Source organism: Micromonospora kangleipakensis (genome assembly GCF_004217615.1).
Classification (GTDB): Bacteria; Actinomycetota; Actinomycetes; order Mycobacteriales; family Micromonosporaceae; genus Micromonospora; species Micromonospora kangleipakensis.
The window spans coordinates 2,457,428-2,479,765 of the sequence record NZ_SHLD01000001.1 but is presented as its reverse complement, the minus strand read 5'-3'; the positions used below and the strand labels follow the sequence as shown (position 1 = coordinate 2,479,765).

The window sequence follows — 22,338 nt, the reverse complement described above, 5'->3', positions numbered from 1 at the left end:
AACGTCAGTGCACGGTGACCCGGGGACCGGGGACCATGTCGCGAAGCTCCTCGGGGATCTCGGCGCCCATCTCGTCGGCGATCCGCAGTGCCTCCTCGATCAGCGTCTCGACGATCTGCGCCTCCGGGACGGTCTTGACGACCTGGCCCTTGACGAAGATCTGCCCCTTGCCGTTGCCGGAGGCGACGCCGAGGTCGGCCTCGCGGGCCTCACCCGGGCCATTCACCACGCAGCCCATCACGGCGACCCGCAGCGGCACCGGCAGCCCCTCCAGGCCGGCGGTGACCTCCTCGGCCAGCTTGTAGACGTCGACCTGGGCCCGACCGCAGGACGGGCAGGAGACGATCTCCAGGCCCCGCTCGCGCAGGCCCAGCGACTCCAGGATCGCGTTGCCGACCTTGATCTCCTCCACCGGCGGGGCCGACAGCGAGACCCGGATGGTGTCGCCGATCCCCTCGGCCAGCAGCGCACCGAAGGCGACCGCCGACTTGATGGTGCCCTGGAACGCCGGGCCCGCCTCGGTCACCCCCAGGTGCAGCGGGTAGTCGCACTTCTCGGCGAGCTGCCGGTACGCCCGGATCATGACCACCGGGTCGTTGTGCTTGACCGAGATCTTGATGTCCCGGAAGCCGTGCTCCTCGAAGAGCGAGCACTCCCAGAGCGCCGACTCGACCAGCGCCTCGGCGGTGGCCTTGCCGTACTTGGCGAGCAGCCGCTTGTCCAGTGAGCCGGCGTTGACGCCGATCCGGATCGGCACCCCGGCGTCGCCGGCCGCCCTGGCGATCTCCTTCACCTTGTCATCGAACTGGCGGATGTTGCCCGGGTTGACCCGGACGGCCGCGCAGCCGGCGTCGATCGCCGCGAAGACGTACTTCGGCTGGAAGTGGATGTCGGCGATCACCGGGATCTGCGACTTGCGCGCGATCGCCGGCAGCGCCTCGACGTCGTCCTGCGACGGCACGGCCACCCGGACGATCTGACAGCCGGAGGCGGTCAGCTCGGCGATCTGCTGGAGCGTGGCGTTCACGTCGGCGGTCAGGGTGGTGGTCATGGACTGCACCGAGACCGGCGCACCCCCACCGACCGGTACCGAGCCGACCATGATCTGGCGGCTGGCCCGACGCGGGGCGAGCGGCGGCGGCGGTACGGGGGGCATACCGAGACTGACAGCGGTCACTTCAGGCACTCACCTTGGGAAGAGCGTGATCGGGTTGACGACGTCCGCGGTCACGGTCAGCAGCGTGAACACGCCACCGATCAGGATCACCGCGTACGTGATGGGCATGAGCTTGAGGTAGTCGACGCGGCCCGGATCCGCCCGGCCGATCCGGCCGTAGAGCCAGGACCGGACCCGCTCGAACCAGGCGATGGCGATGTGGCCGCCGTCCAGCGGGAGCAGCGGCAGCAGGTTGAACACGCCGATGAAGAAGTTCAGCGAGACGAAGAGCATGAAGAACGTGTACCAAGCGTCGTTCGCCACGGCCTCGCCGCCGAGCCGGCTGGCGCCGACCACGCTGATCGGGGTGTCCACGTCCCGCTCACCGCCGGTGATCGCGGTCCAGAGGGCGGGGACCTTCTGCGGGATGCGCTGCATGGCGTGCGCGGTCTGCACCGCCATGGTGCCGGTGAAGTCGGCGGTGCCGCCGAAGGCGCCGACCGGGCCGTACTCGATCAGCTGCGGGGTGCTGGGCCGGAGCGCGACGCCGAGCGCGGAGACCGACGAGGTGGCGCCCTTCGGGTCGCCCAGCGGCGGACGCTGCACGGCAGCGAGGTCGACGGTGGCGGCGGCCGTGACGCCGTCGCGGACGTAGTCGACGGTGGCCGTGCCGGGGTTGGTGGCGCGGACCACGTCCAGCATGTCGCCCCAGCTGTTCACCGGCTTGCCGTTGACCGCGGTGATCCGGTCGCCGTCCCGGAGCTGGGCCTTCGCCGCCGGGCTGGCCGGGTCGCCGGGCTGGCAGGCCCGGTTGGCGTTCTCCACCACCACGCACGGGGCGAGGGCGACCACCGCCGGCTCGGCCAGGAACTCCTGCTCGGTGCCGGGGAACTTCGGGTTGGGCAGGCCGACGGAGACCGCCATGATCCAGAGCGCGACCAGGGCCAGCGCGAAGTGGGTGATCGAGCCCGCGGACATCACGATCGTCCGCTTCCAGACCGGGTAGCGCCACATCGCGCGCGGCTCGTCGGCCGGGTCGACGTCGTCGTCCTGCGGCGTCATACCGACGATCTTGCAGAAGCCGCCGAGCGGGATGCCCTTGACGCCGTACTCGGTCTCCCCGCGCCTGAACGACCACAGCGTCGGGCCGAAGCCGACGAAGTACCGCGTGACCTTCATCCCGAAGGCCTTGGCGGTGAGCATGTGCCCCGCCTCGTGCAGGCTCACCGAGATGAGGATCGCCAGGGCGAAGAGCGCCACCCCGAGCAGGTTTGCCATCAGGCTCCTTCCACCGACGCCGCGATGATCTCCAGGGCGTGCGTTCGTGCCCACGACTCGGCGGCGAGCACGTCCTCGACGGTACCTGGTTCCGCGAAGTCGGGAGCGTCCTCCAACACCCGCTCGAGGGTGTCGACGATGCCGAGGAACGGCAGCCGCCCGGCGACGAAGGCCGCGACGCACTCCTCGTTGGCCGCGTTGTAGATCGCCGGCCGGCAGCGCCCGGCCTCGCCGGCGGCCTTGGCCAGCGCGACCGCCGGGAACGCGGCGTCGTCCAGCGGGAAGAACTCCCAGGTGTGGGCCTTCGTCCAGTCCACCGCGGCGGCGGCCCCCGGCACCCGGTCCGGCCAGCCGAGGCCGAGCGCGATGGGCAGCCGCATGTCCGGCGGGCTGGCCTGCGCCAGGGTCGAGCCGTCGGTGAACTCGACCATCGAGTGGATCACCGACTGCGGGTGGACCATCACCTCGATGTCGGCGTACGGCACGTCGAACAGCTCGTGCGCCTCGATCACCTCCAGCGCCTTGTTGACCATGGTCGCGGAGTTGATCGTGACGACGGGACCCATGTTCCAGGTCGGGTGGGCCAGGGCCTGCGCGGGCGTGACCTCGGTCAACTCGTCGCGGCGCCGGCCCCGGAACGGGCCGCCGCTGGCGGTGACCACCAGCCGCCGCACCTCGGCGCGGGTGCCCCCGCGCAGGCACTGCGCCAGCGCCGAGTGCTCGGAGTCAACGGGGACGATCTGCCCCGGCCGCGTCACCGCGGCCCTGACCAGCGGGCCGCCGGCGACGAGCGACTCCTTGTTCGCCAGGGCGAGGGTACGACCGGCGCGCAGCGCCGCCAGGGTCGGCGCCAGCCCCAGCGAGCCGACCACCCCGTTGAGCACGACGTCGCACGGCCACTGCGCCAGCTCGGTCATCGCGTCCGGCCCGGCCACGATCTTCGGCAGCTTGAAGTCCCCGGTGGCCCAGCCGCGCCGGCTCGCCTCGGCGTAGAAGGCGAGCTGGAGATCCTGCGCGGCGGACGCCTTCGCCACGCCGACCGCCTCGACGCCCAGTTCGAGGGCCTGCGCGGCGAGCAGTTCGACGTTGCCGCCGCCCGCGCCGAGCGCGACCACCCGGAACCGGTCGGGGTTGCGCCGGACGATGTCGATGGCCTGGGTACCGATCGAGCCGGTGGAGCCGAGCAGGACGAGGTCGCGGGGAGAGGTCACCCGGCCATTCTTCCCCAGGCGTCCTGAGCGCCCGCTGGGAGCCTCACTCCCCGCTGTCCGGTTCCTCCACCAGCGCCTCCTCGTCGAGCAGATCGGCCGGGTCGACCGTGAACTCGAACGGCCGCCGCATGACGAAGGTGGTGCCGGCGGCTGCGGCGGAGAGCGCCTGGTACTCCCCCTCGACCAGCTCGTGGAGGGCCAGCGCAGGAACCCGGTTACGCAGGTCGACCCGGAGGAAGAAGGGAACCTCGGCCGCGGCGTACTCGCGACGCCGGTCGATCACACCGCTGCGGTGGTCGGCCGGCGACACGATCTCGCCGAGCAGGACCGCCGATGAGATGTCAATCGCCGTTCGACCGCCTCCCGTAGTGCGCAACATGGCGAGATCCGGGATAAAGAGATCATCCCCAGAGATGACATTGACCGAGTGGTAAGCCCACACGCGAGCCGATCGTCCCGCCTGCCGGAGGCGATAGGCAAGCTCCCGTTGCACCACCCGCCGGTCGGGCCCGCATCCGGGCGTGACCACGACGCAGCCACGCAGCACCTCCACGCGCGGGCCGTGTTCTCCGGCAACAGGTCGAGCGCTGCTCGTGCGGTCCACGCGTCGTCACGCCGACCCAACGGTGCGGCCCGGTGGGCCGCCTCATCGTCGGCAACTTCCATCCGCGCAACGTGACCAAGGCGCTGATGGACCACGTGCTGGACTGGCGGCTCGTCCACCGGACTGAGGAGGACCTGGACCGGCTCTTCCAGGCATCGGCCTTCGGACGCCCGACCACCCGTGTGATGTACGAGCCCGAATCGATCAACCCGGTCATGCCCAGGGTGGATGAGATAGAGCTCGATGAGATCGGTGGATACTCCTACCCCTCACATCTTTATCCGTTTGTTGGCGGGATCGTAGAGCGGTCGCAGCGAGACCACGGCCGGGTAGGTCGAGGCGCCGATCTCGACGGTCCACTTGCCGGAATCGATCCACGCCTGATCGAGCGGCTGGCGTGCGTCAACCATCGCGAGGCCGACCGCCCCACCGAGCGAGAAGCCGTACGAGGCCGCCCGGATGTAGCCGACCGGCGTGCCGTTGCGGCGCACGACCTCGGCGTGGAACATCAACGGTTCGGGGTCGGTGACCAGCACCTGCACGAGCCGGCGGGTGAGCGGCCCCTCGGCCTTCTTGGCCAGCACGGCCTCGCGGCCGATGAAGCCGCCCGGCTTGTCGAGCGCGACTGCGAAGCCAAGACCGGCTTCGAGGACCGAGTCGGTGTTGTCGATGTCGTGCCCGTAGTCGCGGTAGCCCTTCTCCATCCGCAGACTCGACAGCGCCTTGAGCCCGGCATGCCGCAGACCCACCGCCCGGCCCGCCTCGACGAGCCGGTCGTAGACGTGCACGGCCTGCTCGGCGGGGATGTAGAGCTCATACCCCAGTTCGCCGAGGTAGGTGATGCGGATGCAGAGCACGCGGGCGAACCCGAGGTCGATCTCGCGCGCCGTGCGGAACGGGAACGCCTCGTTGGACATGTCCTGCGTCGTCACCGACGCCAGCAGTTCCCGCGAGCGCGGTCCCTGGATGTTGATCTGCGCGTAGCCACCCGAGACGTCGGTGACGAACGCGTGCGCGTCCCCGAAGTGGCGGCGCATCCTCGCTTCGACGTGCCGGTGCGCCGTGTCCGAGGCAACGACCCAGAACCGGTCGTCCCCGAGCTTGGTAACCGTGAGGTCGGCCTCGAGCGTCCCGCCCTCGTTGAGCCACTGCGTGTAGGTGATGACGCCCGCCTCGCCGTCGACGCGGTTGGCGGAGATGCGCTCGAGTTCGCGTCCAGCGTCGCGTCCCTGCACGAGGAACTTCGACATGAACGACATGTCCATGAGGATCACGCCTTCGCGGGCGGCGCGGTGCTCGGCCTCCCAGTACGGGAACCAGTTCTGCCGCCCCCACGACAGCGCATCGACCTTCGGCTCGACACCCTCGGGCGCGTACCAGTCGGCACCCTCCCAACCGCTCACGTCCTTGAAGTACGCGCGCTGCTCGACGAGCCGGTGGTGCAGCGGGGAGAGCTTCGCATTGCGAGCGGTCTGCATCGAGCGGCCCGGGTAGTGGCACTGGTAGACCATGCCGAGCGACTCGACCGTGCGCGTCGCCCGGTACTCCGGGTTGCTCTGGTAGGCGTGCAGCCGGTCGATGTTGATGCCGGTGACGTCGATGTCCGGTCGGCCGTCGACGATCCAGTGGGCGAGTGCGCGACCGATCCCGCCCCCCGTCAGGATGCCGATGGAGTTCAGCCCGGCCGCCACGAAATAGTTCTTCAGCTCGGGCGCCTCGCCGACGATCGGCTGCAGGTCGGGGGTGAAGCTCTCGGGCCCGCAGAAGAACTTGCGGACGCCCACCTCCATCGAGACCGGGATCCGCTCCATCGCCTTTTCCAGGTATGGCGCCATCCGGTCCCAGTCGGGCGGTAGCTCCCCGAACGAGAAGTTGTCGGGGATGCCCTCGATCTTCCAGGGCGCGCAGACGGTCTCGAAGAGCCCGAGCATCAGCCCGCCGCCCTCCTCGCGGAAGTAGCCGTACGACGCCGGGTCTTCGAGTACGGGCAGGGATCCGTCGACGCCCTCGACGGGCTCGGTGATCAGGTAGTAGTGCTCGGCCGCCTGCAGCGGGATGTTCACGCCCGCAGCCGCGCCGAGCTGGCGGGCCCACATGCCCGCGCAGTTGACGACGTACTCGGCCTCGATGTCGCCGTACGGTGTCCGTACGCCTGTCACCGCGCCGCCCCGCCGCAGCACGCCCGTAGCCGGGACGCCCTCCAAGATCTTCACCCCCTTCATCCGGGCGCCCTTGGCGAGCGACATCGTGACGTCCACAGGGTTCGCCCGGCCGTCCTGCGGCACGTAGAAGCCGGCGAGCAGGTCGTCCGTGCGGGCGAGGGGGAACAGCTTCTTGACCTCGCCCGGCGAGATCTCGTGAACGTCGACTCCGCAGTACCGGTTGAACGCCGAGACGCGGCGGTATTCCTCCAGGCGGCCCGGTTCGGTCGCGAGTTCGATGAAGCCGACTTGCTTCAACCCGGTGGCGAGCCCGGTCTCGGCCTCGAGTCGGGCGTACAGGTCGCGGGTGTACCTGCGCATCTCTGTGGAGGTCTCGGACGTCGAGCCGAACGTGACCATCAGCCCGGCCGCGTGCCATGTGGTGCCGGACGTCAGTTGGTCGCGTTCGAGCAGCACCACGTCGGTCCACCCGAGGTGGGCGAGGTGGTACGCGACGGAGGTCCCGATGATCCCGCCGCCCACCACGACGACGCGCGCACGATCTGGGACGCCGCTCGGCGCGGGGCCGCTCTTGGGCGGTGTCGGCAGGGTCATGGTCGCTCCGATCCTGATTGACGAGTTCGCCAGGCGCGTCGATTATGGCCGTCCCGACCGCGCGCACCGCCGTCGGCCGGTCACCTCGACAGGTCTGTCCGATCCTGGACCGCTACCCCTAGACCCGCAGCGCCGCGAACTAGTGCCTCGTCATGCAGCCTTGAACGGGTAATCCGGGTGGCGGATTTTGGATCCGGTGGCGAATCCGGATTTCGGTTTGGCGCGGTGGTTGCGCCAGCGGATGTAGTCGCCGATGGCGGCGTCCTGCTCGGCGTGGCTGCGGTGGTCGGTGCCGTTGAGCGCGAAGTAGCGCACCGCGGCGAACTCGGCTTCGATCCAGTTCAGCCGGGACGCGTAGGTCGGCAGGAACACCAGTTCCACCAGGTTGGCTTCGAGGCCGGTGCCCCGGTACGGCAGGAACAACTGGCGCAGGTGCCGCCGGTACGGGCGGTGAAGCGGACCCGATCGGGGGCGGCGCCGAAGCGGATCAGCACGGCGCCGACGATAGGGCCGCAGCTCGCCTGCACACCCCCTGTTCTAGGCATGGGCGCGCGGCGGAACCGGTCAGTCGGGACGGTTGAGAACGAAGGTCTCCAGTTCGGCGCCGCCGTACCAGTCGGTGCGGACGCCGAGATGGGTCATGCCGAGCCGGCGGGCCACCGCCGTCGACGCCTCGTTGCCCGCCATCACCACCGCGTAGACCTGCCGGGCGCCGCCGGCGAACTCCCGGTCGAGCACCGCCCGGGCCGCCTCGGTGGCGTAGCCGTGCCCCCAGGAGTCGGGGTGCAGGTGCCAGCCGATCTCGATGTCGTCGGTGGGGGTGACGCCGTCACGGCCCGGCAGCGGCTTGAGCAGCACGCTGCCCGCCACCCGGCCGGTGGCGCGCGGCTCGATCGCCCAGAGGCCGTACCGGTCGCGGTACGGGGCGTACCGGTCCCGCCAGGACCGGACCCGCTCGGCCGCCTGCGCCGGGTCGGTCATCCGCCCCGATCCGCCGCCCAGCCAGCGCATCACCTCGTCCCGGGAGTAGATGTCGTAGATCCGGTCCAGGTCCGCTTCGCCCTCGGTCCAGTCGCGGACCATCAGGCGGTCGGTCGAGACGATCGTCATGCTGGCGGATCGTAATGCGTGCGGCGGCGGCGCCGTCCTGCTCTGGCTCTACCTGTTCCCTGTGATCGTCCTGGCCGGCTACTCCGCGACGCTGGCGCTGAGCCGTTGGCGGGCCGCCGCAGTGGCGGGGCTGGGGTCGGCGGACTCGCGGATGCCGTAGCGGCGGTAGATGCCGGCGAGGGGGCCGGGGACCCACCAGTTCCACCGGCCGAGCAGACGCATGGTGGCCGGCACCAGCAGCGCGCGGACCAGCGTCGCGTCGACCACGATCGCCACGATCATGCCGACCCGATCAGCTTGATGTACGACATCCCGCCGGTGGCGAAGCCGGCCACCACGATGATCAACAGCAACGCAGCGGCGGTGATGATCCGCCCGGTGTGCTGGAGGCCGCTGGCCACCGCGGTCGTGTTGTCCGCGGTCTTGTCCCACTCCTCGCAGACCCGGGAGAGCAGGAATACCTCGTAGTCGGTGGCCAGCCCGAACAGCACCGCGAGCATGAGGATCGGGTTTGCTCGGCTCGATGAAGCCGATCGGGGTGAAGCCGAGCAGGTCGGACAGGTGCCCGTCCTGGAAGATCCAGACCACCACGCCGAACGAGGCGCCGATGGAGAGCAGGTTCATCAGCACCGGCTTGACCGGCAGCAACACCGAGCCGAAGGCGAGGAAGAGCAGCAGCAGGGTCGCGCCGGCCCTCAGCAGCGCCATCCAGGGCAGCCGGTCGCCGAGGCTGTCCAGCAGGTCCCGCAGCGTGCGGACCACGTCCTGGGCGACGTCGCCGGTCGGCTCGCCCGGGTAGGTCACCGACAGCAGCGTCGACTCCCCCGCGCTCGGCGCCACCTGGACCCCGGTCACCCCGGGAACCGCCGCAACCGGTCGGCGAAAGGCCGGACCGCGTCGGCCGCCGCGCCGGTGACCAGCACGTCGATCGGCGCGATCGTGCCGCCGGGGAACTCTCCGCGATCTTGCACTTTCGGCCCTCTTTGCGGCGTTCGCGCCTCATGTCGGGGCAGGAAGTGCAAGATCGCGGGATCTATTCCGCGTTGGAGGACCTGGGGAGGTTGCCGGGGCCGCGGATGAGGTAGAGGCCGACGAACGCGAGGTAGAGGACAAGGCTGAGGATCGGGTCGACGGAGACGAACGCGAAGGCGACCAGGTAGAGCAGTGGGCGCAGCATCAAACGCCGCGCGACCGCCCGGGCCAGCCGCGGATCCAGGTCGGGGTGGAGCAGCCGGCGCCGGCGCGCCCACCACCAGCTCAGGTTGAAGAAGAGGTCCTCACCCAGCAGGGTGCCGACGTAGATGACAGCGGTCAGCCGCTGCTCGGTCACGCCACTGCGCAGGTTGTCCGAGAGCAGGTCGGCGCTGAACGGGATCGCGGCGACGAAGAGCAGCAGGAGCAGGTTGAACACCAGCAGCGTCTGGTCGACCCGGACCACGTACCGCCACATGTTGTGGTGGGCGAGCCAGATGTGGCCGACGATCGCGAAGGTGATCACGTACGCCAGGTAGGACGGCCAGGCCTGGGTGAGGGCGTCGGGAAGCTCCTTCCCGGCCGCCCGGGCGGGGCCGTACTGGAGCAGCTCGACGGCCATCACCGTCAGCACGACCGCGAAGATCCCGTCGCTGATCGCCTCCACCCGGGAGGCGCCCCGGGCCATCTCCCGGTCGCGCCCGTACCGGTACTCCCGCTCCTTGGCGTCTGCCCCCGTCACGCCCCGCCCCGCTCTCGCTGGTGTCCGGTCGGTGCCAGCCTGCGGCTTTCGCCACCCTCCACTGCATGGTGGCCCACAGAGGGGGCCACGCGGGCGCGGATCGGGGATGCGGCCGGGGCGCTACATCCGCGCGCTCTGGCCGGTCGTCAGCTGAGCGCCTCACCGACGGGAGCGGGCGTCTGCTCGTCGGCGCGATGCGCGCGGATCTTGTGGCCGACGCTGGTCAGGCAGCGGCCACTGGCCATGTCGAACTTCCAGCCGTGCAGCTGGCAGGTGAGCTGGTCGCCCTCCACGATGCCGAACCGGCTCAGGTCGGCCTTCAGGTGCGGGCAGCGGCGCTGCACCACCCAGCCGTCCAGCGTGATGTCCTCGGCGTCGACGGCCCGCTCGTGCTCGTCGTACCAGCCCTCGGCGTACTGGAGGCGCTCCTCGGAGAGGCACTTGAAGAACGCGTAGACGAACTCGTTGTACTGGCCGATCCGGGCCGCGGAGAAGCGGCAGGAGAGGAAGAGCGAGTTGACCCAGTCCACCTCGCCGATGTGCAGCAGGTGCTCGATCAGCGCCCGCTCGGTACGGAACCGGTAACGCACCTTCTCGTCCACGTACGGCCGGACCTCCTTGCCCGGGAAGTCCACCACGATGGATTCAACGGTCTCCCCGCCCGAGCCGTCAGGCTCCACGAGGTCGAAGCGGACCGGGCCGCCGACCCCCTTGGCCAGGTACATCGACTCGTCCAGCAGCGGCTCGATCCGGCGCTTCATCTCGCCCAGCACGTCCACCTCGGGGTGCCGCCAGGATGCCTTCTCCGCCTCGATGACCGGGCGCTTGCGCTCCCGCATCTCCTCCAGGTGGGCGACCTTGTTGGCGAAGAACTCCTCCACCGGCACCGGATGGGTGGTGGTCGCACCCTCGGTGGTGATCTCGCTGACGCTCCCCGGCAGCAGCACGATGCCGTTGGTGCCGCCGACCTTGGCGTACTCCGCCATGAAGACGGACTGGTCGGGGAAGATGTTGCCCTCGTCGCCGTGGATGTCGTTGAACTGCCACAGCGCGTCGTCGAGGAAGCACGGCGGGCCGGCGATCGGGAAGACGTGGTCGGCCTGCAGGTCGTCGATGTAGCGCCAGGTGCGGTCGAACTGCCGGTCCCGCTTCTGCTTGCCGAACGCGGTCTTCGCCGCCTGCGGCAGCTCGTAGACCATCGGGTACCAGATCGCGCCGGAGAACTGCAGCATGTGCGCGTGCACGTGGCCCAGCTCGGCGAAGACGCTCAGGTCCGTCGGGCGGGCGTCGTTCTGGTTGAGCAGCCGGACCCCGTCGTACTCCACCCACAGCGACGAGTCACCGATCGGGCCGTCGGTCGGACTGGTCAGCGCCTGGATCATGATCTTCAGACCGCCGGGCAACTCCACGACCTGCTCGTTCGGCGCCTTCAGGAACTTCGTGAAGCCCAGCTCCCGCAGCTCGTCCTCCATCTCCGAGGTGGGGAACTCGGGAAGCAGGACGGTGGCGTCCTTCGAGACGAAGTCGCGCAGGTGCCGGGCGTCGAAGTGGTCCCGGTGCAGGTGCGAGACGTACAGGTAGTCGACCTGGCCCAGGGTGTCCCAGTCCAGCAGTGAATTGTCCGGGAAAGGGAACCAGGAGGCGAAGTAGGCCGGGTTGACCCACGGGTCGCACAGGATGCTGCCCGCGGCCGTGTCGATCCGCATGCTGGCATGTCCCGTACCGGTCACTCGCACCGCAGTCCCCCTCAAAAAGACAATCAAGGTGTACGTCAAGACGCTACCGGAGGCAGTGTGGTCGCCGACCCGCGACGCCGCTAGTGCCCTTCCGCCCGCCGGGGACAGGTCGAACGGCCCGGGCGCTCAGCCCTCGGCCGCCGCCGTCCAGCTCCGCCGCTCCCGCGCGGCGGACTGCCACCGTTCCATCAGCGCGGGAATCTCGTCGACCGGCGCGGCCAGGTTCACCCGCTGCCCGCCGGCGACCGCGTGGTGGGAATCCTGGGCGACGCTGCTCTCGCTGCAGCAGGCGCAGATCATCCGTACCCCGCTGGACGGCTCCGCCGCGTACCCGTGCTCATCGAAGAGCGCAGCCAGGGCCCGGACGTCCTCCGGCGTCGCGGCGGTGACCTCGACGGTCGTGGTGGGCAGCCCGGAGGCCCGGAACAGCAGCAGCTCGTCGAAGACCGAGTAGGTCCGGCCGTCGACCGTCCGCTCCCCGTTCGGGGCCCCGTCGTGCACCACGATCTCGCCGAACCGGCGCCCCGACTCCGGCGTCGGCACGTTCAGCACCTGCGCCCGGGCGGGACAGAGCCGCCGCGCCCAGACCACCTCCCCGCCGCCGTCCGGGTTCAGCCGAATCGGGGTGACCCCGAAGTCCGCCATGATCTCGCCGTCGCCGTCGGGGACCGTCAGCCCGTAGCCGCGCCAGGCGTCCCGGGCGGTGGCCCAGTCCTCCATGATCGTGGCCGCGATGCCGAGGTTCCAGAACGCCGGGTCCTGCTTGCCCCGCTTCGCCCGGGCGGCGGCCTCCCGACCCAGCTCGTACGCCTTGACCCAGTTGCGCAGGAACTTGTAGGCCAGCGCCGCGTCGTACCACCACACGCCCGCGCGGCGGTGATCCGGGCGCCGCTGGACCAGCCGCTCCAGCGACTCCCCCGCGACCACCCAGTTCTTCGCCTCCCACGCCTCGTACGCCGTCTTGAACAGCTCGCGGTCGTCCGCGCGGGTCATGCGTCCCCCATCAGGTCGGACCCTGCGCCTGGCCCGGCGCGGGGCGTGCCAGACTAACCGGAGATCCGATCGCGAGGGAAGGACCGACAGTGGCAGGAAGCGAGCCGGTAACCGCGCCAGATCAGCACAAGCCCGGACACCGCAAGTCCGGACGGATCGGGGCGGTGCTCACCGCGCTGGTGCTGCTGGCGATGCTGTGCGGCAACCACGAGGGCAAGGTCGAGGACATCTGGCTGGTCGGGATCGCCGTGCTGCTGCTGGCCATCGTCATCGGCGACGCGGTGCTGCGCCGCAACGGCCTGCGGTCCTGACCCGGCCGACGTTCCGGACCAGAAACAGCCGAAGGCCCGCCCCCGACGGGGGCGGGCCTTCGTCGTCGTACGGCATCAGCGGCCGAAGAGGATGTCCTGCACGTCCTTGAGGGCGGCGTCGACCTCGGCCTCGAAGTAGCCGCCGGGCACCAGACCGAAGCGCAGGGTGTCCAGGTCCTTCGGGTTCACCGGCATCGGGTTACGGCCCTGCATGCCGCCCAGCAGGCTCTCGAAGAAGCGGTCCACCTGGTCCGGGTCGTACCCGCTGCCGAAGCGGCGCACCTGAAAGCTGCGGCGGATCTGGTCCACCCGGTAGAGCTCGCTCCCGGGCGGGCCGGCCATCGGGGGGCCGACCATCGGCGGGCCACCGACGGGCGGGCCGGCCATCGGCGGACCGGGCATCGGGCCCCCGCCCATGCCCTGCTGCGGCAGGGCCGGCGGCCCGCCCGGGCCGCGACCGCGCATGTCACGCGGGTCCCGCTCGGGCATCCGGATCTCGGCGGTCATGTCGGTACGCCCGTGCCGGCCGGCCTCGAAGCCGTCGAAGTGCGGCTCGTCCTGGCCGTACCCGCCGGGGCCCGGGGGCAGGCCGCGCGACGGCGGGCCACCGTGCCCCATCGGGGCGCCCGGACCCATCGGGCCGGGGCCGCCCGGGCCGCGCGGGTCGTACCCGCCGCGGGGGGCGTCGTACCCGCCGGCGAAGGCGCCGGTCGGCTCGTCGTACCGGCCGTAGCGGTCGGCGGGCGGGCCGGCCTGCGCGGGCATCGCCCGGGGCGGCATCGGCGGCTGCGGCACCGGCGACAGGCCACGGTCGTCACGCATCGGCGGGCCGAGCCGATCGCCCATCCGGGGATCGCCGCCCCGCCCGCCGTGGACGCCCCCGCGCTCCTCCAGCTCGGCCAGCTGCCGCTCGACCCGGTCCAGGTGCAGGTCCACCTGCCACTCGTCGTAGCCGTTGAAGCGGACCCGGAAGACGACGTCGTGGACCTCCTGGGAGGCCACGGGCGCGCCCACCGGCTGGCCGGCGAGGGTCGCCTCGACCCGGTCCAGGAAGGCGTCCACCTCGTCGACCTTGTATCCCCGGCGGAGCGCCTTACGCCGGAAACGCTGACCCTGACTCGCCACTATGTCTCCTGGTCTCGTTCGCTACGCCCGGTCACGCCGTTGCTTCGCGCGGCGCATCGGTGTCCCTGTCCTCGGCGGCGGCGAGCTGCCCACACGCGCCGTCGATTTCGCGTCCCCGGGTGTCCCGCACCGTGGTCGACACCCCGGCGTCGCGCAACCGCCGGACGAACTCCCGCTCGACCGGCTTCGGGCTGGCGTCCCAGCGGCTGCCCGGAGTCGGGTTGAGCGGGATGAGGTTCACGTGGGCCAGCTTGCCGGCCAGCAGCCGTCCGAGCAGATCGGCTCTCCACGGCTGGTCGTTCACGTCCTTGATCATCGCGTACTCGATCGACACGCGACGACCCGTCGTGGCCGCGTAGTCCCACACCGCGTCCAGCACCTCGGACACCTTCCAGCGCTGGTTGACCGGGACGAGTTCGTCGCGCAGCTCATCATCGGGGGCGTGCAGCGACAGCGCAAGGGTCACTGAGAGGTCTTCGCTGGCCAGTCGGCGGATGGCCGGGACCAGCCCCACCGTGGAAACGGTGATGTGCCGCTGGGACAGGCCGAGCCCCTCGGGCGCCGGGGCGACCAGCCGGCGGATCGCCGCGACGACCCGCGAGTAGTTGGCCAGCGGCTCGCCCATGCCCATGAAGACGACGTGCGACAGCCGCGGCGGCGACCCGGCGACCACGCCGGAGGCGGCCACCCCGGCCAGGTAGACCGCCTGGTCGACGATCTCCGCGGTGGAGAGGTTGCGGGTCAGCCCGGCCTGGCCGGTGGCGCAGAACGGGCAGGCCATGCCGCAGCCGGCCTGGCTCGAGATGCAGACGGTGACCCGGTCCGGGTAGCCCATCAGCACGCTCTCCACCAGCGAGCCGTCGTGCAGCCGCCAGAGCGCCTTGCGGGTGGCCCCGTCGTCGCAGGCCAGCTCGCGTACCGGGTTGAGCAGGGTGGGCAGCAGCGACCCGGCCAGCCGCTCCCGGGTGGCCGCCGGCAGGTCGGTCATCTGCGCGGGGTCGCGGACCAACCGGCCGAAGTAGTGGTTGGAGACCTGCTTGGCGCGGAACGCGGGCTCGCCCAGCTCGGTGACGAGCGCCTGCCGACCCGGCAGGTCCAGGTCGGCGAGGTGACGGGGCGGCATCGCGGGTTTGCGGCCGCGGGCGTCGGGGTCTACGGAGATCAGTGGCAGGCTCGTCATGGCGCGTCCAGTCTGACACGCCGGGAGCGGGACGCCGCCGTCCGTCCGTGCCGAATCGGCCCCGACCGGGCGGAGGAGCGGCGCCCGCCGACGTGATTCATGCCTCAGCCCACCACCGGCACGAAGACCGCCAGCAGCAGGTACGCCGTCGGCACCGCGAAGAGGATCGAGTCGAGCCGGTCCATCAGGCCGCCGTGCCCGGGGAGCAGATTGCTCATGTCCTTCACGCCGAGATCCCGCTTGATCATCGACTCGGCGAGGTCACCGAGGACCGCCGCGCAGGAGATCGCCACCCCGAACAGCGCGCCCCACCAGGGGGCCACGTCGAAGAGCAGCCAGATCAGCAGGGCGCTGCCGGCCGCCGCCGCGGTGACCGACCCGGCGAAGCCCTCCCAGGACTTCTTCGGGCTGATCGAGGGCGCCATCGGGTGCTTGCCGAACGCGACGCCCGCCGCGTACCCGCCGGTGTCAGAGAGGACCACGGCGACCAGGGTCACCAGCACCCGCAGTCGCCCGTCCCCGGGGGCGGCGGCCAGCATCGCCGCGAAGCCGCCGAGGAAGGGCACGTAGACCGCGATCAGGGTGGCCGCGGTCAGGTCGCGCTGGTAGTTGCCCGGGCCGTCGCCCAACCGCCAGATCATCGTGCCCAGCACGGTGACCAGCAGGCCGAGGCTCAGCGCGTCCGGGCCGGCGAACCAGCCCAGCCCGACGGTGATCGCCCCACCGGCGACCAGCGGCACCAGCGGCGGGTGGGCGCCGCTGCGGCCCACCGCGCGGGCCATCTCCCAGGTGCCCACCGCCACGGCGGCGACGACGACGCCGAGGAACGCCGGCGGGTAGAGGAAGAGCGGCACCAGGATCGCGGCGCCGAGGCCCACTCCGACCGCGATCGCGGCCGGCAGGTTGCGACCGGCCCGGCTGGGCGCGGACTGCTGGGTGGGTGGCCGGTCCGCACTGGCCCGCCGGCGCCCGCGCTGACGCCGGCCCGACGACCGCTCGGGCTCCGGTTCCGGTTCGTCCCGCACCGGGGCGATCTGGGCGGTCGGGTACTCGTCGTCCGGCCCGCCGGGCCGGCCGCCCCACGGCCCGCCCTCCGGGTGACCCCGGTCGAGGCCCGCCGGATGGCGCGGGCCACCGTCGCGCCGACCACGGTCGTCGTAGGCGTCGCGGTAACCGGGGCGGTCGTGCGCGGTGTCCCGGTAACCGCGGTCGTCGCGGTAGCCGAGGTCGTCACGGTCGGGGGCCCGGCCACCGGGGGTGGCGTCGCGACGGTCGCGGTACGGGTGGCCGGGGCCGTCGTGGTTCCGGTCCGGGTGGCCGTTGGCGCGGCCGGGGCCCTCGCCGTACGGGCCGGACCGACGGCCGTCGACGTCCGGCCGGGCGTACGGGTCGCCGGCCGGACCGGGATACGGGCCGGCCGTCGGCCGGGGCCGGCCGGACGGCTCGGCGTACAGCTCGGGGTTGGCGCCCGGGCGGTGCCACGGCCCCGGTCCGACGTCAGGGTCGGGCCAGGGCAGCGCGGGCGGGCGGTCCGGCCGGTCCCAGCCGCGGGGCTCGGGGGCGCCGTAGGGGTCGGGGTGGGACATCACGCACCGAGCGAACGCGGTACGAGTTCCACCACTTGACGCAAGACCAAGACCATCCCCTACAGGCGCGACTGTTCCGGTTGACCGGCCCGACGGCCGGCCGATCCCCGCCGTTCACCCCGTGGTGGGTGGGAATCGTGCCGAGCCTACTGCACCGGGGAATCCGGCACGGCGGACGATGCCCACCACGACGGCGGCACCGGGTCCGCCGCCCGGGCGGGCGGCGGCACACCGGTGCCGTGGCGGGTCGTCGGGCGGCTCAGACCTCGAGCAGCTCCGCTTCCTTGTGCTTGACCAGCTCGTCGACGGTGGCGACGTACCGCTGGGTCAGGTCGTCCAGGTCCTTCTCGGCGCGGCGGCCCTCGTCCTCGCCGACCTCGCCGTCCTTGACCAGGCGGTCCAGCTCTTCCTTGCCCTTGCGGCGGATGTTGCGGACGGCCACCTTGGCCTCCTCGCCCTTGTGCCGGGCGACCTTGATCATTTCGCGGCGCCGCTCCTCGGTCATCTGCGGGAGCAGGATCCGGAGCTGGTTGCCCTCGTTGTTCGGGTTGACGCCGAGGTCGGAGTCGCGGATCGCCTTCTCCATGGCGTTGATCTGCGAGTTGTCGTACGGCTTGATGATCACCATGCGGGGCTCGGGGACGCCGATGGACGCCATCTGGGGCAGCGGGGTGGGGGTGCCGTAGTAGTCGATGATGACCTTGGAGAACATGGCGGCGTTGGCGCGACCGGTGCGGATGGCGCCGAACTCCTCCTTGGCGTGCTCCACCGCACGCTCCATCTTCTCCTCGGCCTCGAGGAGGGTGTCGTCGATCACCGGTCTCCTCGCCTCCTTCTGTTGCTCGTCGTGGGCTCTGCTGGTGTCGTGTCGGAGGACCGCCGCCGCTCCGGCGGAGGCGCTCAGGCGGTGATCAGGGTGCCGATCTTCTCACCGCCGACCGCCCGGACGATGGTGTCGTCGCCCTGCGCGCCGAAGACCAGCATCGGCAGGCCGTTCTCCATGCAGAGGCTGAACGCCGCCGCGTCGGCCACCCGCAGGTTGCGGCGCAGCACCTCGGAGAAGGTGATCGAGTCCAGCTTGCTGGCGGTCGGGTCCACCCGGGGGTCCGCGGTGTAGACCGCGTCCACGCCGTTCTTGCTCATCAGCACCACGTCGGCGCGGATCTCCAGCGCCCGCTGGGCGGCGACCGTGTCGGTGGAGAAATACGGCATCCCGGCGCCCGCGCCGAAGATCACCACGCGGCCCTTCTCCAGGTGCCGGATCGCCCGCAGCGGGATGTACGGCTCGGCCACCTGGGCCATGGTGATCGCGCTCTGCACCCGGGTCTCGATGCCCTCCTTCTCCAGGAAGTCCTGGAGGGCCAGGCAGTTCATCACCGTGCCGAGCATGCCCATGTAGTCGGCCCGGGCCCGGTCCATGCCACGCTTCTGCAACTCGGCGCCGCGGAAGAAGTTGCCGCCGCCGACCACCACGGAGACCTGCACGCCGCGGCGGACCACGGTGGCGATCTGCCGGGCGATGGCCTGCACGACGTCCGGGTCGACGCCGATCGCGCCGCCGCCGAAGACCTCGCCGGAGAGCTTCAGCACCACCCGACGGGCCCGGCCGGGCGGTGGGGCGGTCGGATCATCCGCCGCCAGGCTCCGGTCACTCACAACCTGCGTCATCCGACCCGCCCTTCCCGTCGCGCACCTTCGCGTGCGCCGCGTACCGCATACCTGCCGCTGCCGACCCTATGTGACGAGGAGGCCGCGGTGCCTGTCACGTACACCGGCGGCCTCCTCGTCGACGTTGCTTGCCCACGGGCGCCTCACGCGCCCGCGCTGGCGGCTCAGGCCTGGCCGACCTCGAACCGCAGGAAGCGGGTGACCTCGATGCCGGCCTCGGCCAGCATCTGCTTCACCGTCTTCTTGTTGTCGGCCACCGACGCCTGCTCGACCAGGACGAAGTCCTTGAAGAAGGCGTTCACCCGGCCCTCGACGATCTTCGGCAGCGCCGCCTCGGGCTTGTTCTCCTCGCGGGCGGTCTGCTCGGCGATGCGCCGCTCGGACTCGACGACGTCGCCCGGCACCTCGTCCCGGGTGAGGTACTTCGGCCGCATCGCGGCGACCTGCATGGCGACACCGCGGGCGTCGGCGTCGCCGGCCTCGTCGGTGATGCCGGTGTACTCGACCAGCACGCCGACGGCCGGCGGCAGGTCCTGGCTCTTGCGGTGCAGGTAGACCGCGACGTTGCCGTCCAGCTTGGCGAAGCGGTTCAGCACCAGCTTCTCGCCGATCTTGGCGGACTGCTCCTGGATCAGCTCGGCGACCGGCTTGCCGTCGATCGAGCTGGCCAGCAGCTCCTCGGCGGTGCTGACGCCGCTGCGCTCACCGTGCTCGACCAGCTGCTGGGCCAGAGCGACGAAGGCGTCGTTCTTGGCGACGAAGTCGGTCTCGCAGTTGAGCTCGAGCAGCGCCTTGCCGGAGTGCGCGACCAGGCCGTTCGCGGCGGTGCGGCCGGCCCGCTTGCCGACGTCCTTGGCGCCCTTGACGCGCAGGATCTCGATGGCCTTGTCGAAGTCGCCCTCGGCCTCGGTCAGCGCCTTCTTGGAGTCCATCATGCCGGCGCCGGTGAGGTCGCGGAGCTTCTTGACGTCCGCGGCGGTGAAGTTGGACATGACTCTCTCTTCGGTGTTGAGACTGAGTTGGGATGGTCTGGCTGCCGGGTTACCCGAATCCGGGCCGGATGTGCCCGGCGGATCCGCCGCGCCCCACCGACCGGGAAATCGGACGGTGGGGACGCGGCGGTGCGATCACTCCGCGGCGGCGGGCGCCGGCTGCTCGGCCGCCGGCTGCTCGGTCTGCGGCTGCTCGGCCGGCTGCTGCTCGGCAGCCTTCTTCGGCGCCTCCAGCAGCTCGCGCTCCCACTCGGCCAGCGGCTCGTCCGTGCCGACCTGACCCGGCTCCGGCTTCTCCTCGCCGCCCCGGCGACGGCCGGAACGGGCGATCAGACCGTCGGCGACGGCGGCGGCCACGACCTTGGTCAGCAGCTCCGCCGACCGGATGGCGTCGTCGTTGCCCGGGATCGGGAAGTCGACCTCGTCCGGGTCACAGTTGGTGTCGAGCACCGCGATCACCGGGATGCCCAGCTTGCGGGCCTCGTCGACGGCGATGTGCTCCTTCTTGGTGTCGACCACCCAGATCGCGGCCGGAAGCTTCTGCATGTCCCGCAGACCACCCAGGGTGCGGGTCAGCTTGATCTTCTCGCGGGAGAGCTGCAGCGTCTCCTTCTTGGTGTAACCGGCGGCGGTGCCGCTCAGGTCACCCAGCGCCTCCAGCTCCTTCATCCGCTGCAGGCGCTTGTACACCGTCTGGAAGTTGGTCAGCATGCCGCCGAGCCAGCGGTGGTTGACGTACGGCTGGCCGACCCGGGTCGCCTGCTCGGAGATGGCCTCCTGGGCCTGCTTCTTGGTGCCGACGAAGAGGATGCTGCCGCCCTCGGCCACCGTGTTGCGCACGTAGTCGTACGCCTTCTCGATGTAGTCGAGGGTCTGGCGCAGGTCGATGATGTAGATGCCGTTGCGCTCCGTCATGATGAAGCGCTTCATCTTCGGGTTCCAGCGCCGGGTCTGGTGCCCGAAGTGGACACCGCTCTCCAGCAGCTGGCGCATGGTCACGACGGCCATGGTGGGTACTCCTCAAGATCCCTGGTTGTCACGCCCGGCCGGTGGCCGGGCGTCCTGGCGCCTGGTCGCCGGCCATGGTGGGCCCGACCAAGATCGGGACCAGGGAGGCCGTCGCCCCACGGGACCGTGGAGAGGGCGCGCGAGGTCGACCGCGCGAGGCGGTCGCCAGTCGACCAGTGTACGCCCCTTCTCCGCCCGCCAGTCCCGGGGTGCGGGAACGCCCCGCACCGTCACTTTCCGGGCGAACGGGCCGGTCCGGTCCCCGCGTCCGGGCCCGGCCCCGGCGTGACGGCCAGCCCGCGCCCGGCGCGACGGCCGGGCGCGGTGCCGCGGGACCCGCTCAGCGGGCTCCGAGCGCGGCGGCGACGAAGAGCACCAGCCCGACGGTCAGGTACGCCGTCGGCGGACGGAGCCAGCCACGGCTGCCGTCGGCGAGCGCCAGCCCACCGGTACGCAGCCCGTACAGGCCGGCGGCGAAGATCGGCAGCCCGGCCACCAGGAACGTCCCCACCACCACGTCGGAGGCCGAGACGGGGTCGCCCACCACGCCGTGCATGAGGACCCGCAGGGCCGGGACCTCGAAGACGAGCGTCAGCGCCGCGAGCACCACCGCCAGCGCCGGCCGGCGGGTCCGGTAGACGCCGTCGCCGGCCGGCGGGGCGTCGAGCCGGGGCGCGACCGACGGCATCGGCCCGGTCGGCATCTCCAGCGGATGCGGGGTCGGGACGCCCGCCGCCTCGGGCGAGGCGACCGGACCGCCGGGCCGTTCCCCGACGATGAGCGGGGTCGGACCGGACGGGCGGTCCCCCGCCCCGAACGGCGGCACCGCGGCGTGGGTCGGCTCGGCCGGGCGGGTCGGCTCGACGATCGGGTAGCCGCCGAGCGGAGCGGGCCGCAGCGCGTCCGGCGTGCGGTCCGCGCCGAGCGGGTCCGGCCCGGCGAGGCCCTCCCGGACGCCGGTGGCGAGCTGCTCCGCGCCCTCCCGGGCCGCCCGGCGGCCGCCGCGCTCACCGGGCAGCTCGCCGGAGATCTCCGGGTCCTCCCCGCGTCGCGACCGGGACGACCGGTAACTGTCGGTCTCCGGCTGTCCGTCACCGAGCGGGTCGCTCGCGCCGAATCGTCCCGATTCGCCGTATCGGGAGGTCACCGGGTCGGCGTACCGGCCCTCGTCCGCCCCGGCGCGCTGTTCCGGGGTCCGGAAGTCGTCGTCGCGGTAGCGCGGGTCGCCCGCCCCGCGCCAGTCCGGTTCGGCATACCCGTGGTCGCTCCAGCGCGACCCCTGCTGATCCTCGGGAAAGCTCCGTCGTCCGTCCACGACGGGCACGGTATGCGACCGGCTGCACGCGCGCCATCCGGCGGGCTGGACGTGACACCCCAGGTCAATACCGGCACGGGTCCGGTCATCGCGGGTGCACGTTCGGTCACCGACGACCCGTCTCCTAGCACAGTGCCGGCATGATCGTCCGGCCGTCCACAGCCCCTCCGGTTGTCCACAGGCGGTCCGGGCGGGACGGCCGGACCGAACGGTCAGGGCCCACCGTGGGCGCCATGACGAAGCGGAACCAGGCCGTCGGCGCGTACGGGGAGCGGTGCGCGGTCCGACACCTGATCGAGGCGGGACTGCGGCCGGTCGCCCGGAACTGGCGCTGCCCGGACGGCGAGATCGACATCATCGCCTGGGAGGGCGGCGTGCTCGCCTTCTGTGAGGTGAAGACCCGCCGGACGGACGACTTCGGCAGCCCGGCCGAAGCCGTCGTACCGGCCAAGGCGCACCGGCTGCGCGGCCTGGCCGCCCGGTGGCTGACCGAGACAGGCACCACCGCCGACGAGGTGCGCTTCGACGTCCTCTCGGTCCGGCTGTCCCCGGCGGGCGCCGCCCGGGTCGACCACCTCAAGGGCGCGTTCTGAGA

General features: G+C 71.5%; 23 protein-coding genes. 3 read left to right on the top strand and 20 right to left on the bottom strand.

The genetic code is table 11. From position 1 onward, the window contains the following. Positions 1-4: 4 nt before the first annotated feature. The 9 genes from ispG to EV384_RS35325 form a co-directional block, all read right to left on the bottom strand. Positions 5-1,177 (bottom strand): flavodoxin-dependent (E)-4-hydroxy-3-methylbut-2-enyl-diphosphate synthase, encoded by a 1,173-nt coding sequence (ispG, locus tag EV384_RS12060; RefSeq protein ID WP_130332971.1) that lies wholly within the window; start codon positions 1,175-1,177, stop codon positions 5-7. Positions 1,178-1,186: 9 nt separating this feature from the next. Next, complete coding sequence (locus EV384_RS12055) at positions 1,187-2,434, bottom strand: M50 family metallopeptidase (RefSeq protein WP_130332969.1); 1,248 nt, start codon at positions 2,432-2,434, stop codon at positions 1,187-1,189. Further along, positions 2,434-3,645: a 1-deoxy-D-xylulose-5-phosphate reductoisomerase gene (gene dxr, locus EV384_RS12050; RefSeq protein ID WP_130332967.1), complete on the bottom strand. Its 1,212-nt coding sequence runs from the start codon at positions 3,643-3,645 to the stop codon at positions 2,434-2,436. The genes EV384_RS12055 and dxr overlap by 1 nt, the downstream gene beginning before the upstream one ends. A gap of 43 nt (positions 3,646-3,688) precedes the next feature. Next, positions 3,689-4,249: a Uma2 family endonuclease gene (locus tag EV384_RS12045; RefSeq protein ID WP_130332965.1), complete on the bottom strand. Its 561-nt coding sequence runs from the start codon at positions 4,247-4,249 to the stop codon at positions 3,689-3,691. A 269-nt stretch (positions 4,250-4,518) separates the two neighbouring features. Then, a complete protein-coding gene (locus tag EV384_RS12040; protein WP_130332963.1) occupies positions 4,519-7,005 on the bottom strand; it encodes a GcvT family protein in 2,487 nt (828 codons plus the stop codon). A 150-nt stretch (positions 7,006-7,155) separates the two neighbouring features. Beyond that, complete coding sequence (locus tag EV384_RS12035) at positions 7,156-7,377, bottom strand: transposase (RefSeq protein WP_130340463.1); 222 nt, start codon at positions 7,375-7,377, stop codon at positions 7,156-7,158. A 192-nt stretch (positions 7,378-7,569) separates the two neighbouring features. Beyond that, positions 7,570-8,115: a GNAT family N-acetyltransferase gene (locus EV384_RS12030; RefSeq protein ID WP_130332961.1), complete on the bottom strand. Its 546-nt coding sequence runs from the start codon at positions 8,113-8,115 to the stop codon at positions 7,570-7,572. Positions 8,116-8,193: 78 nt separating this feature from the next. Beyond that, a complete protein-coding gene (locus tag EV384_RS35330; protein WP_207232301.1) occupies positions 8,194-8,397 on the bottom strand; it encodes a hypothetical protein in 204 nt (67 codons plus the stop codon). After that, the gene (locus EV384_RS35325) at positions 8,394-8,615 is read right to left on the bottom strand and encodes an MMPL family transporter (protein ID WP_207232300.1); all 222 of its coding nucleotides are present in this window, start codon (positions 8,613-8,615) and stop codon (positions 8,394-8,396) included. The genes EV384_RS35330 and EV384_RS35325 overlap by 4 nt, the downstream gene beginning before the upstream one ends. A gap of 23 nt (positions 8,616-8,638) precedes the next feature. Here EV384_RS35325 and EV384_RS35320 point away from each other — a divergent pair, with 23 nt between their 5' ends. After that, positions 8,639-8,914: a hypothetical protein gene (locus EV384_RS35320; RefSeq protein ID WP_207232299.1), complete on the top strand. Its 276-nt coding sequence runs from the start codon at positions 8,639-8,641 to the stop codon at positions 8,912-8,914. Positions 8,915-9,148: 234 nt separating this feature from the next. On the opposite strand, the gene EV384_RS12020 is transcribed toward EV384_RS35320, so the two are convergent. The 3 genes from EV384_RS12020 to EV384_RS12010 form a co-directional block, all read right to left on the bottom strand. Next, the gene (locus EV384_RS12020) at positions 9,149-9,775 is read right to left on the bottom strand and encodes a TMEM175 family protein (protein ID WP_130340461.1); all 627 of its coding nucleotides are present in this window, start codon (positions 9,773-9,775) and stop codon (positions 9,149-9,151) included. A gap of 200 nt (positions 9,776-9,975) precedes the next feature. Continuing rightward, complete coding sequence (locus EV384_RS12015) at positions 9,976-11,565, bottom strand: Rieske 2Fe-2S domain-containing protein (RefSeq protein WP_130332959.1); 1,590 nt, start codon at positions 11,563-11,565, stop codon at positions 9,976-9,978. A 126-nt stretch (positions 11,566-11,691) separates the two neighbouring features. Continuing rightward, complete coding sequence (locus EV384_RS12010; RefSeq protein ID WP_130332957.1) at positions 11,692-12,558, bottom strand: tetratricopeptide repeat protein; 867 nt, start codon at positions 12,556-12,558, stop codon at positions 11,692-11,694. Positions 12,559-12,647: 89 nt separating this feature from the next. Here EV384_RS12010 and EV384_RS12005 point away from each other — a divergent pair, with 89 nt between their 5' ends. Continuing rightward, the gene (locus EV384_RS12005) at positions 12,648-12,869 is read left to right on the top strand and encodes a DUF2631 domain-containing protein (protein WP_130332955.1); all 222 of its coding nucleotides are present in this window, start codon (positions 12,648-12,650) and stop codon (positions 12,867-12,869) included. Between the two features lie 75 nt (positions 12,870-12,944). Here EV384_RS12005 and EV384_RS12000 read toward each other — a convergent pair whose 3' ends face one another. The 8 genes from EV384_RS12000 to EV384_RS11965 form a co-directional block, all read right to left on the bottom strand. Continuing rightward, positions 12,945-13,994 (bottom strand): DivIVA domain-containing protein, encoded by a 1,050-nt coding sequence (locus EV384_RS12000; protein WP_130332953.1) that lies wholly within the window; start codon positions 13,992-13,994, stop codon positions 12,945-12,947. 31 nt (positions 13,995-14,025) lie between these two features. Beyond that, positions 14,026-15,174, bottom strand: coding sequence for a dual-specificity RNA methyltransferase RlmN (gene rlmN / locus EV384_RS11995; protein WP_130332951.1), 1,149 nt, complete (start codon positions 15,172-15,174; stop codon positions 14,026-14,028). 104 nt (positions 15,175-15,278) lie between these two features. Beyond that, positions 15,279-16,760, bottom strand: a complete 1,482-nt coding sequence (locus EV384_RS11990; RefSeq protein ID WP_130340459.1) for a phosphatidate cytidylyltransferase — start codon at positions 16,758-16,760, stop codon at positions 15,279-15,281. A gap of 259 nt (positions 16,761-17,019) precedes the next feature. Next, positions 17,020-17,577, bottom strand: a complete 558-nt coding sequence (gene frr, locus EV384_RS11985; RefSeq protein ID WP_130332949.1) for a ribosome recycling factor — start codon at positions 17,575-17,577, stop codon at positions 17,020-17,022. Between the two features lie 83 nt (positions 17,578-17,660). Beyond that, positions 17,661-18,428 (bottom strand): UMP kinase, encoded by a 768-nt coding sequence (pyrH, locus tag EV384_RS11980; protein ID WP_130332947.1) that lies wholly within the window; start codon positions 18,426-18,428, stop codon positions 17,661-17,663. A 164-nt stretch (positions 18,429-18,592) separates the two neighbouring features. After that, complete coding sequence (tsf, locus tag EV384_RS11975; protein ID WP_130332945.1) at positions 18,593-19,420, bottom strand: translation elongation factor Ts; 828 nt, start codon at positions 19,418-19,420, stop codon at positions 18,593-18,595. A gap of 135 nt (positions 19,421-19,555) precedes the next feature. Then, on the bottom strand, positions 19,556-20,428 hold the full coding sequence (gene rpsB, locus EV384_RS11970; protein WP_130332943.1) for a 30S ribosomal protein S2: 873 nt from the start codon (positions 20,426-20,428) through the stop codon (positions 19,556-19,558). Positions 20,429-20,768: 340 nt separating this feature from the next. Then, complete coding sequence (locus tag EV384_RS11965; protein ID WP_130332941.1) at positions 20,769-21,752, bottom strand: hypothetical protein; 984 nt, start codon at positions 21,750-21,752, stop codon at positions 20,769-20,771. Between the two features lie 224 nt (positions 21,753-21,976). Between EV384_RS11965 and EV384_RS11960 the strand changes: the two genes are divergently transcribed. After that, on the top strand, positions 21,977-22,336 hold the full coding sequence (locus EV384_RS11960) for a YraN family protein (protein WP_130332939.1): 360 nt from the start codon (positions 21,977-21,979) through the stop codon (positions 22,334-22,336). The last annotated feature ends 2 nt before the right edge of the window (positions 22,337-22,338 follow it).